Raw genomic sequence first — 16619 nt, 5'->3', positions numbered from 1 at the left:
CGTCATTGTGGCGCAGGTCGGTTCGACCGTGCCCGCGGCTTCGATTTGACTTGTACCGGCAACGTGCGGCGGCGAGCCCGACCTCAGCCGCAAATGCGCCGCCACATCAGCCGCCGGTCTTGATGTAGCTCTTGTAGATCCAGCCGGTCTTGCCGTTGTAGACGATCTGGCACCATTGCTTGCAGTTCATCACCTGCACCGAGGTCCTTGCCGGCACAGTGCCGATAGCGGCAGCGTTCTTCTTCGGGCCGCTGCGCATGGTCACCGGTCTCAGGATGCGCCCATTGCCGGCCGCCGCCACTTTGTGTGGCTTGGCCTTGGCCTTGCCATCATCGCTCGCCGTCGGCTGCTGTTCCGGCGCTTGTGGCTGCACTTCAGGGATGGCGGCGGTCTTTGCTCCATCCGGATTGCTGCTTGCCGCAGGTGCCGGCGCCGCAACCTTGGCAAGTTCGCTGGCGGCATCGGTATTGGTCGCCGGTTGCGCGAATGCCGCCGTGACAGCCGGCTTGTCCGGCGCCGGCTCAGCCTGATTGGCCACCTGGCTAGGGGCAACCGCCTGATCGGGTGCCGCCGAAGCGGTCTTCGGCTGTGTCCCGGTCCAGCGGGGATCATTGGCCGCTAGCGCTTGTATGTTTGCTTTCGCCGCCGCCACGGTCGGTGAGACCTGATCGGACTTGCGGGCGGGCTGCGGCACGGTCGCCGCGGCCACAGTGGTTCCGGCAGGCACGATCTTCGTCGTTTTCACCGGAATGGTCGGAATGCTCTGTTCCTGGCTGGCGGCTGCTTGCCGCTCGCTCGTCGGCAATGCCAGCCAAAGCGCTACCGCGGCCACGCCGAGCAGCGCGGCGGTGCCCACCGCGGCAATCACCAGATGCGAGTTCGAACGGACTTCCTGCCAGAAGGACGGCCGCATGTCGTATCCAAACTGCATGGCAAAGCGCCGACGTTCCGGAACACCGAAACTGAAGGGCTCTCTCACTCTCGCCACCTCCATAAGCGGGCCGATGTTCTTTCGATCGTTGCCGGAAGTCCGGTGTCTGATCGGCATCGGTCCCAAAAATCAACACGGGCAAGCCCGCAGCAATCCCCGAATAGTCGCCCAGAAGCGCGAACCTTTCGCCCCCGATTGTGGCATCAGTACGCCATTATAGTGGATTCTGCGCCTTTGCCGCCATTTCCGCAATGTGTCGCAAGGGCAATGAATATTACAATATTACATCAGATCGTGATGGCGATTGGATCCAGCGCGAGGCGCGTCGCGTCGAAACAGGTCCATGCGACTCGCTTCAGGCCTATGTCGCTTCCCCTGACCGGGGCGCTTTTGGTCGATACGCACTAGATGCGGTCGCGCAGCGCGAACCAGTTGAGCGCCAGGAAAAGCAGCGGCGTGCGGAAACGCCGGCCGCCGGGAAATGGCGGAATTTTCAGATCCTCGATCAGCTTCAGCCGGTCGCGATTGCCGGCAACGGTCTCGGCATAGAGCTTGCCGAAGAAGTTCGACAGCATGACACCGTGGCCGGAATAGCCGCCGGCCGAGATCACATTCGGCATCACTTCGCGTACGAACGGTTTCCTCGGCACGGTGATGCCGACATAGCCGCCCCAGCCATGGGTGATCTCGATATCTTTCAGCGCCGGATAGAGATCCACGATCTGGCGGCGAATGTGGATGTGGATGTCCTTCGGGTCGTTGACGCCATAGACCTCCCGTCCGCCGAACAGCAGCCGGCCATCCCTCGATTTGCGGAAATAGCGCACCACGAAGCGGGAATCATCGACGGACTCGCCGCCGGGAAGCACTTTCGAATCCGCCCCCAAAGGCACGGTCGCACCGATGAAGGAGCCGATCGGCATGATGTGTGCCGCACTTACCGGTTCGAGCGTGCCGCCATAGGCGTTGACCGCGATCAGGCATTTCTGCGCCGTCACGGTGCCCCTTGGCGTGGAAACCCTGACCTTGCCGCCAGCGGAAACGATGCCCGTCGACGGCGTCCCTTCGAACAGCTGCGCGCCGGCCTGCGCCGCCACCCGCGCCGTGCCGATCACCAGTTTCATCGGATGGATATGGCCGGTGCCAGTGTCGCGCGTGCCGCCGAAATAGGCGGTCGAGCCGAGCCGCTCCGCCGTCTCCTTCGCATCCATGAAGGCGATATGCGGATAGGAGAAACGGCTGGCCATGATGTCGGCATGCGCCTTGTAGTCATCGACATAGCGCGGCTTGTGCGCCACCGAGAGCTGGCCCGGCATGTAGTCGATATCGATCTGGTTGGCGGCGGCAAATTCGATGAGATGCGCCTTCGCCTCCTCGGCGAGATCGAACAGTGCCTTGGCGCGGGACAGACCGTATTCGGCCTCCAGATCTTCTGCCCAGGCGCGCTGCCCGGTGCCGAGCTGGCCGCCATTGCGACCCGATGCGCCGTCCCCGAAGCGATAGGCTTCGATCAAGACGACATTGGTCCCCGCCTTGGCAAGGTGGGCCGCCGCCGACAGCCCGGTAAAGCCGCCGCCGATGATGACGACATCGCAATTCCGGTCGCCATCGAGCGCTCGATATTCTGGTCTGGGTCCCGCCGTGTCTTCATACCACGAGCGGCCGGGAGAAATCGGAGATTGATAGGGCATGGGAACGCCGGTGAATCCAATGAATGGTGAATAGGGTGAACGGCCGCGAGAAAGCGCGTCGTCTGCGCTCATCCGTCCAGTATGAAACTACTCACCATTCACAATTCACCACTTACGCGCAGAAGTCGCCGCTCACACGTTGAGCAGAAGATACTCCCGCTCCCACGGGCTGATCACTTCCATGAATGTCTCGAATTCCGCCCGCTTGATCGCCGCATAGGTGGCGGCGAAGGATTTGCCCAGCAGCGCGCAGAGTTCCTCGTCGCCCTCGAACAGGTCGACGGCTTCGAGCAGGCTGCGCGGCAGGTCGATCTCGTCCGCATTGGCGGTGGTCAGCACCGGCGGCTCGGCTTTGATCTTCCTGGTGATGCCGATCAGCCCGCAGGCAAGCGAAGCCGCCAGCGCCAGGTAGGGATTGGCATCGGAGGACGGGATGCGGTTTTCGACACGCCGCGCCGCCGGATCCGAACGCGGCACGCGGAACGCCGTGGTGCGGTTGTCGTAGCCCCATTTGTTGTTGACCGGAGCCGAGGCCGCCTGCGTCAGCCGGCGGTAGGAATTGACATAGGGCGCGAACATCACCAGCGCGTTCGGCACATGTTTCTGCATGCCGCCGATGAAATGGAAGAACTCCTCGGTCTCCGAGCCGTCCTCGGCCGAGAAGATGTTCTTGCCGGTCTTCTTGTCGATGATCGACTGGTGGATATGCATGGCCGAACCCGGCTGGCCCTGGATCGGCTTGGCCATGAAGGTGGCGTAGATCTCGTGCTTGAGCGCGGCTTCGCGGATGGTGCGCTTGAACATGAACACCTGGTCGGCGAGCTCGATCGGGTCGCCGTGGCGCAGATTGATCTCAAGCTGCCCGGCTCCCTCTTCATGGATGAGCGTGTCGATCTCCAGGCCCTGGCTCTCGGAGAAATGGTAGATGTCGTCGATCAGTTCATCGAACTCGTTGACGCCGGCGATCGAATAGCCGGCGCCGCCGCCGATTGCACGGCCCGAGCGGCCGACGGGCGGAGTGAGCGGATAGTCCGGGTCCGGATTCTTGCGCACCAGGTAGAATTCGATCTCGGGTGCCACCACCGGCCTCAGCCCGAGCTTGTCATAGGCGGCAAGCACGCGCTTCAGCACATTGCGCGGCGTGAATTCGACTGAACGGCCGTCCTGGTGGACGAGGTCGCAGATGACGGCGGCCGTCGGGTCTTCTTCCCAGGGCACCACTGTCAGCGTCGACAGGTCCGGCATCAGCTTGAGGTCGCCGTCGTCTTCCGGATAGTGGAAGCCGTTGCCGTCTTCGGGATAGCCGCCGGAAATCGTCGTCATGAAGACGGCCGACGGCAGCGCCAGCGAGGTGTTGGAGGTGAATTTCTTCGACGGCATCATCTTGCCGCGCGCTACGCCGGCCTGATCAGGCGTGATGCATTCGATGTCCTCGATGCCGCGCCATTCCAGCCACTCGCTGACTTCCTTCCAGTTCTTCACACCACGCAGGTTTTTCACGAAGGCAGGCGTACGCGCTCGTCCTCCGCGGCTCGACGGACGGACTTCCTTTTTTGCAGGCGGCATCATTCACCAGATTGGGTTGCGGATTGCCGAGTATAGCCGTGCCCCACTGTGGAAGGGAAGGGAGGCGCTGCCGGCATTCCTCGTTCCGGTTGAAAATCACGCTGGTCGGCTTAGGTTCGGCGGCTCCCAATCCGGAAGGCATCGATGCGAAACCACAACGAACTGACGACCATTGGCTTCGACGCCGATGACACGCTTTGGCAGAACGAACAGTTCTTCCGCATGACGGAGAAGCGTTTCGCCGCCATGCTTGCCGACCATGGCGAGGAGAAACAGATTTCGGCGCGATTGCTCGAGGCCGAGCGGCGCAATCTTGCCGTCTACGGCTTCGGCATCAAGGGGTTTACGCTGTCGATGATCGAAACGGCGATCGAGGTCACTGACGGGCGCGTACCGGCTTCGGTCATAGCCGAGATACTGGAGGCCGGCCGCGAGATGCTGAGCCACCCGATCGAGGTCTTGCCGCATGTGCGCGAGACGGTGGAGAAGCTCGCCGGCGCATACCGCCTCGTGCTGATCACCAAGGGCGACCTTTTCGACCAGGAGCGCAAGCTGGCCGGATCAGGCCTCGGCGACCTGTTCGACGCGGTCGAGATCGTCAGCGACAAGAATGCAGCGACCTATGCGCGCCTCTTCCGCCGTCACGGCGACGGCGCGGCAAAGAGCATGATGGTCGGCAATTCGCTGAAATCGGACGTTGTGCCGGCCATCGAGGCCGGCGGCTGGGGTGTCCATGTGCCGCACGAACTGACCTGGGTGCTCGAACATGTCGAGGCGCCGCTCGCCGAGCCGCGATTCCGCCAGATATCCGACCTCGGGCAATTGCCCGAACTGGTCCAAACCATCATCGAAGGGAGTTGATCGCTTTGCACGTCGCCCAAAACTGACCTCGGTCTTGGGCGAACGACATGCATGGAACAAGGACCCGAAGCGCGTCAGGTGACGCGCTTCAGCGGCTTATCAGGCGATCGATCACCGGTTGCAGCCGCTCGGGCGTGATCGGCTTGGCGACGACGACGTCGATCACGTTCGACAGCCCCAGGCTCTCCGGCGTACCGGTCTTGGTCGAAAGCAGGATCACGGGAGGAAACGATTTTCCCGAAGCCCGTCGCAACGTTTCGATGCCGGACATCAGGGTATCGCAGTCCTTGTTGTCCGCGCCGCCATCCAGCACGATCACGCCTGGCACCAGCGTTCGCAGGGTCTTCGCCGCCATGTCGGGCGATTCCGAGATTGGCTTGAGCCCGGATCGCTCGACGATCTTCGACACCACCACACGATTGATCGGCGATTTCCCCACAACAAGCACTTGCGAGGGACTGCGTATCGTCTCGGTGCTTGAAACCTGGGTCACCAGATTCGGATGTTTTGCGGTCTCGCCCTCGTTACTCACTGGGCACCCAAGTCGGCCAAGAAGTTCGCCCCTATTTCAATGCAGAGTTGAATCTGGCCGACAATTGGCGTGAGATCGCCCCCCCATGTCAAGTTGAAATAAAAAGCTTCCGAAAACGTCTCCTGCGACAGTGGAGTCAAGCAACAGTACTGTACTGCCCTGTCCACGGATTGGTTGCGTAAAAATAAAATTCACCTGCGCATACGCTGCGCAGGTGAAGGGTCGGTTGCAACGATTTCCGGTCAGCCATGGCTCTGCTGCGTGACGATCACCGGGATCAGCAGGTCGCCCCAATTGCCGTCGCCGCCATGGTGCCTCGCCGAGCGCACCAGCTCCACCGAGACGCCGGCCTCGACCGCCTTCATCACCGACTGGTTGAGCCTGTGCAGATCGTTGGCCAGCATGCGGATCGTCGCCTGCTGGTCGACGCTCATCGTGGTCGATTGTTCTTCTGCCCGCTCCTTGACGCGGCTTATCGATGCCATTGGTCTTCTCCTGTGTCTGAAGCCCTGTTGGGCGTTTCCTCGGTGTTTTCTGATCCGCTATTCGGCGGCCGGCCTGAACTGTGCGTGCTCGGTCGATTCATGCATGGCGGTGGTCGACGACTTGCCGCCGGTGATCGCCATCGACACGGCGTCGAAATAGCCGGTTCCGACCTCGCGCTGGTGCTTGGTCGCGGTGTAGCCATTGGCTTCCGCCGCGAATTCGGCCTCCTGCAACTCGGAATAGGCCGCCATCTGCCGTTCCTTGTAGCCGCGCGCCAGTTCGAACATGCCGTAGTTGAGCTGGTGGAAGCCGGCGAGCGTGATGAACTGGAACTTGTAGCCCATGGCGCCGAGTTCCCTCTGGAATTTGGCGATCGTCGCGTCGTCGAGGTTCTTCTTCCAGTTGAACGAGGGCGAGCAATTGTAGGCGAGCAGCTTGCCCGGATGATGCTTGCGCACGCCCTCGGCGAATTTCTTGGCCTGTGCCAGGTCCGGCTTCGAGGTCTCGCACCAGATCAGGTCCGCGTGAGGGGCATAGGCGACCGCCCGCGCGATGCAGGGCTCGATGCCGTTCCTGACTTGGTAGAAGCCTTCCACCGTGCGCCCGGCATCGTAGTCGACGAAGGGCTGGTCGCGCTCGTCGATGTCGGACGTCAGAAGCTTCGCGGCTTCAGCATCGGTGCGTGCCACGACCAGGGTCGGCGTGCCCATCACATCCGCGGCCAGGCGCGCGGCGTTGAGGTTGCGGATATGTGCGGCGGTCGGGATCAGCACCTTGCCGCCGAGATGGCCGCACTTCTTTTCCGACGCCAGCTGGTCCTCGTAGTGAACGCCGGCGGCGCCCGCCTCGATGAATGCCTTCATGATCTCGAAGGCGTTGAGCGGCCCGCCGAAGCCGGCTTCCGCGTCGGCGACGATAGGCGCGAACCAGGTCTCGACCGAAAGCCCATTGCCCTCGGAGGTCTCGATCTGATCGGCGCGCTGCAGCGTCCGGTTGATGCGCTTGACCAGCTCCGGAGCGGCATTGGCCGGATAGAGCGACTGGTCGGGATACATCGCCGAGGCGGTGTTGGCATCGGCGGCGACCTGCCAGCCCGACAAATAGATCGCCTTCAGTCCGGCGCGCACCTGCTGCATCGCCTGGTTGCCGGACATGGCGCCGAGCGCGTTGACGAAATCCTCCTCGTGGATGAGCTTCCACAGCCGGTTGGCGCCCATTTCGGCGAGACTCTGGCGGATCTGGACCGAGCCGCGCAGCCGCTTCACATCCTCCGGCGAATAGGGACGTTCGATGCCGTCGAAGCGACCTTCCGGCGCCGAGGGAACGAGATTGTAAAAATCAGTCATGAGTCACTCCGAAGGATTGCTTGGCTTTGTCCGTGCGCCACTCTTCTGGTGCATCGGGATGTGACTGAATTTACATTGCGGCGCGAAATCGGCCAGCGAAATCGCGCTATACGGCCAAGGATAAGGGAAAACCTGTGTTGCGTTTGACAAAGAGCTGATGTAAATCTGTCATAGTTGTAAAAATCGCCGGCAGCGAGATTGCTGCGAATGTCGTGTAAATTCCTGTCAAGAGCAGTCGATGGCTGAGCAGAAGATTTTCGCCGGGCCGCGCATCCGCCGCATCCGCAACGCCAAGGGCCTGACCCAGACGGCGATGGCCGAGGGGCTCGGCATTTCCCCATCCTACCTCAACCTGATCGAGCGCAACCAGCGGCCGCTGACGGTGCAGCTGATCCTCAAGCTGGCCTCCGTCTACAAGGTCGACCCGCATGAGCTGCAGGGCGAGGCAAGGGGGTCGGTCGCGGCCTTGAAGGAAGTGTTCACCGACCCGCTGCTGGTTGGCGAATTGCCGGGAGACCAGGAACTGATCGAACTTGCCGAGGCGGCGCCCAATGCGTCCGCGGCAGTGATAAAACTGTTTCGCGCCTACCGCGAGCAGGCCGAGCGACTGTCGGACCTCAACGAGCTCCTGGCGCGCGAGGGCCGCGCCACCGCACTGTCCGGCGCCCGCCTGCCGATCGACGAGGTGCACGAGACCTTTGAGCGGCGGCCGAACCATTTTTCGACACTTGAGGAAGAGGCAGAGGCGTTCACCGCGGTGCTCGATCCCGGCGACGATTTGTTCGGTGCGCTGAAGGCGTGGCTGAAGCGCGAATACGGCATCGTGGTCAAGGTGCTGCCGGTCGCCACCATGCCGAACTGGCGCCGCCGCTATGACCGCCATTCGCAGCGCCTGTTCCTGTCCGAGAGGCTGTCGCCGTTCGACCAGCTGCGCGAGGTGGCGATGGAGGCCTGCCTGATCCGCATGACGGTCGCGGTCGCCGGCGAGATCCAGGCGCTCAAGCTGACCACGGACGAGGCCCGCCGCCTTGCCCGCTTCGAGCTCGGCCGCTATGCCGCGCATGCGCTGATGATGCCCTACCAGGCCTTTCATGCCGCCGCCGTGCGCGCCCGCTACGACATCGACGTGCTACGCTCGCGCTTCGGCGTCTCCTTCGAGCAGGCGGCGAACCGGTTGACCATGCTACAGAGGCAAGGCGCGCAGGGCGTGCCGTTCTTCATGCTGGAGGTCGACAATGCGGGCAATCGCTTTCGCAGGGCCGGCAGCCAGGGCTTTCCGCACAGCCGCTTCGGCGGCGGCTGTCCCAAGCTGCCCGTCCATGCTGCTTTCTCTCAGCCGGGCCAGGTCTTCGTCGAAGCGGTGGAAATGCCTGACGGCGCCGAGTTCCTATGCGTCGCCCGCACGCTGGAAGGGCCGCAGGGCGCGTTCGCGGAGCGTCCGCGCCGCACCGCGCTGCTGCTCGGTTGCGATATCGGCTTCCGCGACGACATCGTCTATGGCGCGGCACTGCCCGGCGCCGCAGCCGGCGGTAAGGCTGGACTGAGCGCTCTGACGGCGACGCCGGTCGGACCCGCCTGCCGGCTTTGCGAGCGCGTCGGCTGCCTGGCGCGCGCCGAACCGCCGGTGACGCGTCCGCTTGGCCTCGACGAGATGGTGACGGGCCTGAGCGCTTTCGACTTCCAGTAACGCGGCAGCAAAGGTGCCACAATCGTCGCCGGTGTCTGGATCACCCACTCTTTAAGTCTTTGCGTTACGCGAACAGAGCAGTTTTTTGTCGTCCCTTGCGCATCGTCCCGTCCACAAAAGCTCGACAGTCGCGCCCATGACAGACGCAGCATCACCAGGCCTTCCTACTTCGACAGCCTCGCCGCGCGAGGAACGCATCGGCATGCTTCTGGTCTTCCTGTCGGCGCTGATGTGGAGCTTCGGCGGCACCATCGCTCGCTTCATCACCGTCGGCGACAGCTGGACCGTTATTTTCTGGCGCTCCGTCTGGGCCGCCGCTTTCCTGGTCTTGTTCATGACTTGGCGTGACGGCTGGCGCGGCATGCTGAGATCGTTTCGCGACATGGGCTTGCCTGGCCTTGCCGTGGGGTTCTGTTTCGCCATCGCGTCGACCTCCTTCGTCGTGGCGCTTGCCTACACCACCGTCGCCAACATCCTCTTGATGCAGGCTGGCGTGCCGCTTCTGGCGGCGCTGTTGGCCTGGGCCTTGTTTCGCGAACGGGTTGGTGCCGTGACTTGGGTGGCGATCGCCGCCGTCATTGCCGGCGTTGCCATCATGGTATCGGAATCGCTCGATGGCGCCGTCTCGCCCATAGGCGACGGGCTGGCGCTGCTGATCGCCTTCATGTTCTCGATCGCCACCGTCATCACAAGGCGGTTCGCCAGGGTGCGGATGACGCCGGCGACCTGTCTCGGCACGCTCCTTGCCGCGGGCTTTGCCGCCTCGCAGGCGTCGACCTTCACGGTGTCGGCTGCCGACATGGGCTTTCTCTTCGCCTTCGGCGTGGTCAATCTCGGCATTGGTCTTGCCTTCTTCGCCACCGGCGCGCGGCTGATCCCGGCAGCCATCGCGGCACTGCTCGGCACCTTCGAGCCGATCCTTGGGCCGATATGGGTCTGGCTCGTCCATTCCGAGGTGCCGTCCGGGCGCACCATCATCGGCGGCGCGGTGGTGGTCACGGCGCTGCTCGTCCATATCGGGCTCGAGTTCAAGCGCCAGGCACGGCCGCGGCGGGCAGGGGTCACCGGGGTGCCGTCGCCGAATTGATGCGGGCCGCTGAAGCTTTGCCATTGACAATGTTGCTGCCGCCCGGGCAGGCTGGAGCCACGGCAACAACAAGACAGGCGTATCTTGCCAAGTCTCCCCGCCGGTCAGATCGAGACCGGACCATATTTCTGTATTTTTGTCCGCGCGGCGGCGAAAGCTTCTGACGGCGCCGCGATTCCTTCCAGTCCCGGACGATTGCGCGGCAGCGCCCTGCGCGCCAATCGGCGCTTGTTGTCCCCTGGAAAGCTCAATAGTCTGAAACAAATGCCCGGCCGCGCGCATGTCGCGACGAGCCGGCGACGGAACACTCACCAAAGGAGAATAGCATGATCCGCAAAGCGCTCTGGCTTTCGGCGACCTCGGTATTTCTGACATTGTTCACGCCCGCCGGGCATGCCGAGGACCGCGTCGTCAATGTCTTCAACTGGTCCGATTATATCGACCCGACGATCGTCGACGACTTCACCAAGAAGACCGGCATCAAGGTCGTCTACGACACGTTCGATTCCAACGAAATCCTGGAAACCAAGCTGCTCGCCGGCGGCAGCGGCTACGATGTCGTCGTGCCGAGCGGCAATTTCCTTGCCCGCCAGATCCAGGCCGGCGTGTTCCAGAAGCTCGACAAGTCGAAACTGCCGAACCTCTCCAACATGTGGGACACGGTTTCGCAACGAACCGCCAAATACGATCCGGGCAATGAATATTCGATCAACTATATGTGGGGCACGGTCGGCATCGGCTACAACGTTAAGAAGGTGAAGGCGGCGCTCGGCACCGACAAGATCGACAGCTGGGATGTGTTCTTCAACCCCGAAAGCCTAGCCAAGCTGAAGGATTGCGGCGTCTATGTGCTGGATTCGCCGGCCGACATCATTCCGGCGGCGCTGAAATATGTCGGCCTCGACCCGAACAGCACCTCGCCCGACGACATCGCCAAGGCCCAGGAAGCCCTGATGAAGGTCCGCCCCTTCATCCGGAAGTTCCACTCGTCCGAGTACATCAATGCGCTCGCCAATGGCGACATCTGCCTGGCGGTCGGCTGGTCGGGTGACGTCTTCCAGGCGCGCAACCGCGCCAACGACGCCAAGCAGGGGGTGGAGATCGGCTATTCCGTGCCGAAGGAAGGCGCTCAGATGTGGTTCGACCAGATGGCGATCCCCGCCGATGCGCCGCATGTCGCCGAAGCGCATGAATTCCTCAACTACATGATGACGCCGGAAGTGATCGCCAAATCGTCGAATGCCGTGCTCTACGCCAACGGCAACAAGGCCTCGCAGCAGTTCGTCGACAAGGCACTGCTGGGCGACCCGGCCGTCTATCCCGACGACGCGACCTTGCAGAAGCTCTACACGGTCTCCCCGTACGATCCCAAGACCCAGCGCGTCATCACGCGTACCTGGACCAAGATCGTCACTGGCCAATAAGCATCTGAAGCGACCTCGGCGGACAGCCGCCGGGGTCGCGTTTTTTGGGGCACGAAGCAAGAAACAGCACGGAGTGGGGATATGAAATCGCTTGGCAGCATCCGCAGGGACTTCGCGCCATGGAACGACCCGAACGCCAAGCCATACATCCAGTTCGACAACGTCACCAAGAAGTTCGGTGACTTCACCGCCGTCAACAATCTGTCGCTGACCATTTTCGAGCGCGAGTTCTTCGCCTTGCTCGGCGCCTCGGGTTGCGGAAAGTCGACGCTGCTGCGGATGCTGGCCGGTTTCGAGGAACCGACATCAGGCCGCATCCTGCTCGACGGCCAGGATCTGCGCGGCATTCCGCCCTATCGCCGGCCGGTCAACATGATGTTCCAGTCCTATGCGCTGTTCCCGCATATGACGGTGGAGAACAACATCGCCTTCGGGCTCAAGCAGGAAGGCATGCCCAAGCCCGATATCGAAAAGCGCGTCGCCGAGATGCTGAAGCTGGTCAAGCTCGAGCAGTTCGCCAAGCGCAAGCCGCACCAGCTCTCCGGCGGCCAGCGCCAGCGCGTCGCGCTCGCCCGCTCGGTCGCCAAGCGGCCGAAAGTGCTGCTGCTCGACGAGCCGCTGGGCGCGCTCGACAAGAAGCTGCGCGAGGAAACCCAGTTCGAACTGATGGATTTGCAGCAGGAGCTTGGTCTCACCTTCGTCGTCGTCACCCACGACCAGGAAGAAGCGATGACCATGGCCGATCGCATCGCCATCATGGACAAGGGCGAGGTCATGCAGGTGGCGACGCCCGCGGAAGTCTACGAAGCCCCGGCCTCGCGGTTCGTCGCCCATTTCGTCGGCAATGTGAACATGTTCGAGGGCAAGGTCGCCGAGCGGTCGGCCAACACCACCCGCATAACCGGAGCGAGCGGGGCCCAGATCGTCGTCGAGAATGGCGGTGCCGCGGCCGCGCCCAATGCCGACATCGTCTTCGCTATCAGGCCGGAGAAGATCAAGGTCTCGTCGAAGAAGCCGGCCGATGCCGTCAACGCGCTGGAAGGCGAGGTCTACGACGTTGCCTATCTCGGCGACATGACCGTCTATCACATCAGGCTCGACGATGGGCAGATCGTGCGGGCAAGCGCCTTGAACGCGGCGCGCGTGACCGAGGATCCGCTGACCTGGAACGACCGCGCCTGGGTATCCTTCCGGCCCGATGCCGGCGTCGTGCTGGCACGGTAGGGGGGTGGTATGTCCAACATCGCCGTCACCGATGCCGCCGCGCTACCGACCGCCGCCAAGCCGTTCCTGACGCGCCTGGGTGCCGGCTTCGTCAACCGGCTCGTCATCATCGTCCCCTACCTCTGGCTGCTGTTCTTCTTCCTCATTCCCTTCGTCATCGTCTTCAAGATTTCGTTGTCGCAGACGGCGATCGCCATGCCGCCCTACACGCCGGTGCTCGATTTCAGCGACGGCGTCTCCGGCTTCTTCGCCGGGTTTCGCGACCTCAACTTCGACAATTATGTCTGGCTGACGCAGGACGCGCTCTATTTCAAGGCCTATGTGACGAGCGTCATCATTGCCGCGATCTCGACCGTCCTGACGCTGATCGTCGGCTATCCGATTGCCTACGGCATGGCGCGCGCGCCGGCCACCATCCGTCCGACATTGCTGATGCTGGTCATCCTGCCGTTCTGGACGTCGTTCCTGATCCGAGTCTATGCCTGGATAGGCATTCTGAAGCCCGAGGGACTGCTCAACCAGCTGCTCTTGTCGCTGCATATCATCAACCAGCCGCTGGTCATCCTCAACACCTATACGGCGATCTTCATCGGCATCGTTTATTCCTACCTGCCCTTCATGGTTCTGCCGCTCTATTCGTCGCTGGAGAAGATGGATTACTCGCTGATCGAGGCGGCCAAGGATCTGGGCTGCCCGCCGACCGCGGCTTTCTGGAAGATCACCTTTCCGCTGTCGTTGCCGGGCGTCATAGCCGGCTGCCTTCTGGTGTTCATCCCGGCCGTCGGCGAGTTCGTCATTCCCGACCTGCTCGGCGGATCGCAGACACTGATGATCGGCAAGACGTTGTGGAACGAGTTCTTCGCCAACCGCGACTGGCCGGTCTCGTCGGCCGTCGCCGTCATCCTGCTTTTGCTGCTCACCGTGCCGATCATGCTCTTCCAGCAGGCACAGGCACGTTCCCAGGAGCAGGGCAAATGAACGCCACCTGGAGCCGCTTCAACGTCACCTCGATCGTGCTGGGCTTTGCCTTCCTGTACCTGCCGATCGTGCTGCTCATCGTCTTCTCCTTCAACGAATCCAAGCTCGTCACCGTCTGGGGCGGCTTCTCGACCAGATGGTACGTCTCACTGTTCCACAATCAGGGCCTGATGGACGCCACCTGGGTCACGGCGCGTGTCGGCGTCATTTCGGCCACGGTGGCAACCGTGCTCGGCACGCTGGCGGCGCTCACCCTGACGCGCTACACGCGGTTCCGGGGCAGGGTGCTGTTTTCCGGCATGGTCTTCGCACCGCTCGTCATGCCGGAAGTCATCACCGGCCTGTCGCTGCTGCTGCTCTTCGTTGCCGTCGGTCTCGACCGCGGCTTCTTTACGGTGACGCTCGCCCACATCACGCTGACGATGTGCTTCGTGGCGGTCGTCGTGCAGTCGCGCCTTGTTTCCTTCGACCGGTCGCTGGAAGAGGCGGCGATGGATCTCGGCGCGACGCCGGCCAAGACCTTCTTCCAGATCACGCTGCCGGTCATCCTGCCGGCGATCGTGTCCGGCTGGATGCTGGCCTTCACGCTGTCGCTCGACGATCTGGTCATCGCCAGCTTCACCTCGGGACCGGGCGCCACGACGCTGCCGATGAAGATCTATAGCCAGGTCCGTCTCGGCGTCACGCCGGAGATCAATGCCGCCTGCACCATCCTGATCGCCGTCGTCGCGGTCGGCGTCATCATCGCTTCGATCGCCAACAAGCGGCGCGAGGTGCAGCGGCAACTCGACGAACAGGCCGCCCAGCGCGGGTGAGGGGACCGAGAGCTATTCGCCCGAAACGCCGCGGCTTATCGGCGAAATGAACGGCGTGCTCCAGGTCCCGCCGACGAAGAAGGACGACTGGTTGGGGCCCTGCTGGCCGGTCTTCTGCGCCGCCGCCTGGTCCGGCTGGATGACGCCGCCGGACAGCGCCAGTCCGCGCCCGGCATAGGAGGCGATGCCGGAAAGCCATATCTTGTATTTCGCCGAATTGGCCTCGGCCTTGTCCAGCCTCGCCACACCTCGCGAAATGGTCGCCTTCACTTCGGCGCCGTCGATCGGCAGAGTGCCGTCCGAGACGTCGTCGAGCGCGAAGAAGCCGCCTTGTTCGGTATGTTTGAGAAAGGCCGGCAGGTTGAACTTGCTGAGCGCGCCGGGGCCGAAGGTTGCCGAAACCGAGCCGTCGGCGTTTTCAAAGATCGAATCCCAGGTCCTGCCCGGTCCCTTGAGGATGACCGAAACGGTGCCCGTGCCGACCGGCACCAGCCGGGTCATGCCCGCTGCCGTGCCGAACGCGCCGCCATCGACATCGGATGCAAGCAGCCGGATCTCGACCTGTGTGCCCTCGGGCTTGCGGTCGAAACGAAGACTGGTCTGGATATTGCCGCCAAAGGCCGAGGCGTCGGAGATATCGAAGACGGAAAGACCGTCCTTGACCTGGGCGGTGGCGGCGACATCGGCAAGCTGGATCGTGCCGGCCGTGGCATGCGCCGCCGACAGCCTGAGATCGAGATTGACCCGGTCGGCGAAACTTGCCTCGACGTCACCTGGGCCGGCCCCGCTCGCCGGTCCCAGCGGGGTGAAGGCGGACAGGAACGATCTGAGGTCGAGCGTGTCGAAGGCAAGCGTGCCCGAGATTACCGGTTGGGCGTCGCCAAGCGACAGGTCGAGCGCGCCCATGCCCGGATTGTTGTCCAGCGTCAGCGCCGTGTTCTCGAACTTGACGCGTCCGGCCGACGCCGTGACCTTGCTCGAAATGCTGACCGACCCGATCGCGGCACTTGGCGCGACAGCGGCCTGCGACCATTCCAGCACACGGCGCAATGAGGGCGCCGCGAACTTCACCTGGCCGTCGAAATAGGCATTGTCGGACATGCTGGCCGTGCCGTCGAAGGAGAAGGTGGCGGGTGCGGCCTTGAAGGAAAGGGTGAGCGGCGCCATGCCGCCGGCAAAAAGCACCAGCGGCTTCTGTGACGCGGCGTCGAGCGTGACGCTTTCGCCGCGCCAGATTCCGGTTGCAGACAGCGTCGCATTGCTGTTCATCGCCGCCCAGGTCGCCTGACCGCTGAGGCTGCTCAGAATCTCCACGTCCTTGCCGTTGACGGAAGCCACCATGCGGCCGTCCCTGAATTCAACCGTGCCGAAGGCATCTGTCGGCAGCTTGTCGAGGTTGGGCTTGGCGGGATCGGCACTGACCACACCGCGTGCCGTGTCGATGGAACGCGCGATGCGACCGCCGGTCGGCGCGGTGGGCAGGAACAGGCCGTCCGCCGTGCGCTGGACCCGGATCGTAGGCCGCACCAGCCGCGCCGTGGAAAACACCACATCGCCCTGCAAGGCCGCCATGGCTGAGAGGTCGATTTCGACGCGTTCGGCTTCGACGACTGGCGGTGCGTCATTGTCCGTCCATTTCGACAGCGTCACGTCGGTCAGGATCGCGCGGAATTTCGGCCAGACCTCGATGCGCGGCGAGCCTTCGATAGCGACCCGGAAGCCGCTCCAGGCACTCATTTCCCAGGCAATGCGGTCGCGCACGATGCGCGTCGAGGCGATCAGCGGCAACGTGGCGACCACCAGAGCGATGACGATCACGGCAGCGCCGATCGCCCATACTCCGCGGCGGATCAAGGATGATGGCATCTCGCCCTATATGCTTGCGTTCCGATTAATCGCCCGGTGTGTAACCCCAGTCGTCACTACGACTTAGGACTGAGGCATTTCAAGTCTTTATGGCCCGGCGATGGCATTTGCGCACACCTGGCCGC

At 63.1% G+C, this 16619-nt stretch carries 14 protein-coding genes; 7 read left to right on the top strand and 7 right to left on the bottom strand.

Going from position 1 to position 16619, the window contains the following annotated elements; genetic code table 11:
• Window positions 1-106: 106 nt before the first annotated feature.
• From QQK95_RS02220 to QQK95_RS02210, 3 genes are all read right to left on the bottom strand, one after another.
• Window positions 107-979 carry an SH3 domain-containing protein gene (locus tag QQK95_RS02220; protein ID WP_284268449.1) on the bottom strand — a complete coding sequence of 291 codons (873 nt, stop codon included), beginning with the start codon at window positions 977-979 and terminating at the stop codon, window positions 107-109.
• Window positions 980-1335: 356 nt separating this feature from the next.
• The gene (locus QQK95_RS02215) at window positions 1336-2622 is read right to left on the bottom strand and encodes an NAD(P)/FAD-dependent oxidoreductase (protein WP_284268448.1); all 1287 of its coding nucleotides are present in this window, start codon (window positions 2620-2622) and stop codon (window positions 1336-1338) included.
• Between the two features lie 132 nt (window positions 2623-2754).
• A complete protein-coding gene (locus tag QQK95_RS02210; RefSeq protein WP_284268447.1) occupies window positions 2755-4191 on the bottom strand; it encodes a glutamine synthetase family protein in 1437 nt (478 codons plus the stop codon).
• A gap of 141 nt (window positions 4192-4332) precedes the next feature.
• On the opposite strand from QQK95_RS02210, the gene QQK95_RS02205 reads away from it, so the two are divergent.
• Window positions 4333-5049, top strand: a complete 717-nt coding sequence (locus tag QQK95_RS02205) for an HAD family hydrolase (RefSeq protein ID WP_284268446.1) — start codon at window positions 4333-4335, stop codon at window positions 5047-5049.
• An 88-nt stretch (window positions 5050-5137) separates the two neighbouring features.
• Here the strand turns inward: QQK95_RS02205 and QQK95_RS02200 are convergent, their stop codons facing one another.
• The 3 genes from QQK95_RS02200 to aceA all read right to left on the bottom strand — a co-directional run bounded on the left by QQK95_RS02200 (window position 5138) and on the right by aceA (window position 7413).
• Window positions 5138-5581: an ANTAR domain-containing protein gene (locus QQK95_RS02200; protein WP_284268445.1), complete on the bottom strand. Its 444-nt coding sequence runs from the start codon at window positions 5579-5581 to the stop codon at window positions 5138-5140.
• Between the two features lie 242 nt (window positions 5582-5823).
• Entirely contained in the window at window positions 5824-6066 is a 243-nt protein-coding gene (locus QQK95_RS02195; RefSeq protein WP_006202762.1) for an SMc00767 family acetate metabolism repressor, read from the bottom strand.
• Between the two features lie 57 nt (window positions 6067-6123).
• Entirely contained in the window at window positions 6124-7413 is a 1290-nt protein-coding gene (gene aceA / locus QQK95_RS02190; protein WP_202356091.1) for an isocitrate lyase, read from the bottom strand.
• A gap of 238 nt (window positions 7414-7651) precedes the next feature.
• Between aceA and QQK95_RS02185 the strand changes: the two genes are divergently transcribed.
• The 6 genes from QQK95_RS02185 (at window position 7652) to QQK95_RS02160 (ending at window position 14628) form a co-directional block, all read left to right on the top strand.
• Window positions 7652-9100, top strand: a complete 1449-nt coding sequence (locus QQK95_RS02185) for a helix-turn-helix domain-containing protein (protein WP_284268376.1) — start codon at window positions 7652-7654, stop codon at window positions 9098-9100.
• 136 nt (window positions 9101-9236) lie between these two features.
• A complete protein-coding gene (locus QQK95_RS02180) occupies window positions 9237-10187 on the top strand; it encodes a DMT family transporter (protein WP_284268374.1) in 951 nt (316 codons plus the stop codon).
• 326 nt (window positions 10188-10513) lie between these two features.
• Window positions 10514-11611, top strand: coding sequence for a polyamine ABC transporter substrate-binding protein (locus tag QQK95_RS02175; protein ID WP_284268372.1), 1098 nt, complete (start codon window positions 10514-10516; stop codon window positions 11609-11611).
• An 81-nt stretch (window positions 11612-11692) separates the two neighbouring features.
• Window positions 11693-12835 (top strand): ABC transporter ATP-binding protein, encoded by a 1143-nt coding sequence (locus tag QQK95_RS02170; RefSeq protein ID WP_284268371.1) that lies wholly within the window; start codon window positions 11693-11695, stop codon window positions 12833-12835.
• Window positions 12836-12844: 9 nt separating this feature from the next.
• Window positions 12845-13813 carry an ABC transporter permease subunit gene (locus QQK95_RS02165; RefSeq protein ID WP_284268369.1) on the top strand — a complete coding sequence of 323 codons (969 nt, stop codon included), beginning with the start codon at window positions 12845-12847 and terminating at the stop codon, window positions 13811-13813.
• Window positions 13810-14628, top strand: a complete 819-nt coding sequence (locus QQK95_RS02160) for an ABC transporter permease (protein WP_284268367.1) — start codon at window positions 13810-13812, stop codon at window positions 14626-14628. The genes QQK95_RS02165 and QQK95_RS02160 overlap by 4 nt, the downstream gene beginning before the upstream one ends.
• A gap of 12 nt (window positions 14629-14640) precedes the next feature.
• On the opposite strand, the gene QQK95_RS02155 is transcribed toward QQK95_RS02160, so the two are convergent.
• On the bottom strand, window positions 14641-16494 hold the full coding sequence (locus tag QQK95_RS02155; protein ID WP_284268365.1) for an AsmA family protein: 1854 nt from the start codon (window positions 16492-16494) through the stop codon (window positions 14641-14643).
• Between the last annotated feature and the right edge of the window lie 125 nt (window positions 16495-16619).

It is taken from the genome of Mesorhizobium huakuii, from assembly GCF_030160235.1.
Lineage (GTDB): Bacteria > Pseudomonadota > Alphaproteobacteria > Rhizobiales > Rhizobiaceae > Mesorhizobium > Mesorhizobium huakuii.
The sequence above is the reverse complement of the archived record's forward strand: the minus strand, read 5'-3'. Positions and strand labels throughout refer to the sequence as shown.

What these genes read in the sequence shown, in the direction of transcription:
- QQK95_RS02155 (WP_284268365.1), bottom strand. Translation starts at nt 16,494, where the DNA reads ATGCCATCATCCTTGATCCGCCGCGGAGTATGGGCGATCGGCGCTGCC.
- QQK95_RS02160 (WP_284268367.1), top strand. Translation starts at nt 13,810, where the DNA reads ATGAACGCCACCTGGAGCCGCTTCAACGTCACCTCGATCGTGCTGGGC.
- QQK95_RS02195 (WP_006202762.1), bottom strand. Translation starts at nt 6,066, where the DNA reads ATGGCATCGATAAGCCGCGTCAAGGAGCGGGCAGAAGAACAATCGACC.
- QQK95_RS02175 (WP_284268372.1), top strand. Translation starts at nt 10,514, where the DNA reads ATGATCCGCAAAGCGCTCTGGCTTTCGGCGACCTCGGTATTTCTGACA.
- QQK95_RS02165 (WP_284268369.1), top strand. Translation starts at nt 12,845, where the DNA reads ATGTCCAACATCGCCGTCACCGATGCCGCCGCGCTACCGACCGCCGCC.
- aceA (WP_202356091.1), bottom strand. Translation starts at nt 7,413, where the DNA reads ATGACTGATTTTTACAATCTCGTTCCCTCGGCGCCGGAAGGTCGCTTC.
- QQK95_RS02215 (WP_284268448.1), bottom strand. Translation starts at nt 2,622, where the DNA reads ATGCCCTATCAATCTCCGATTTCTCCCGGCCGCTCGTGGTATGAAGAC.
- QQK95_RS02185 (WP_284268376.1), top strand. Translation starts at nt 7,652, where the DNA reads ATGGCTGAGCAGAAGATTTTCGCCGGGCCGCGCATCCGCCGCATCCGC.
- QQK95_RS02205 (WP_284268446.1), top strand. Translation starts at nt 4,333, where the DNA reads ATGCGAAACCACAACGAACTGACGACCATTGGCTTCGACGCCGATGAC.
- QQK95_RS02210 (WP_284268447.1), bottom strand. Translation starts at nt 4,191, where the DNA reads ATGATGCCGCCTGCAAAAAAGGAAGTCCGTCCGTCGAGCCGCGGAGGA.
- QQK95_RS02170 (WP_284268371.1), top strand. Translation starts at nt 11,693, where the DNA reads ATGAAATCGCTTGGCAGCATCCGCAGGGACTTCGCGCCATGGAACGAC.
- QQK95_RS02180 (WP_284268374.1), top strand. Translation starts at nt 9,237, where the DNA reads ATGACAGACGCAGCATCACCAGGCCTTCCTACTTCGACAGCCTCGCCG.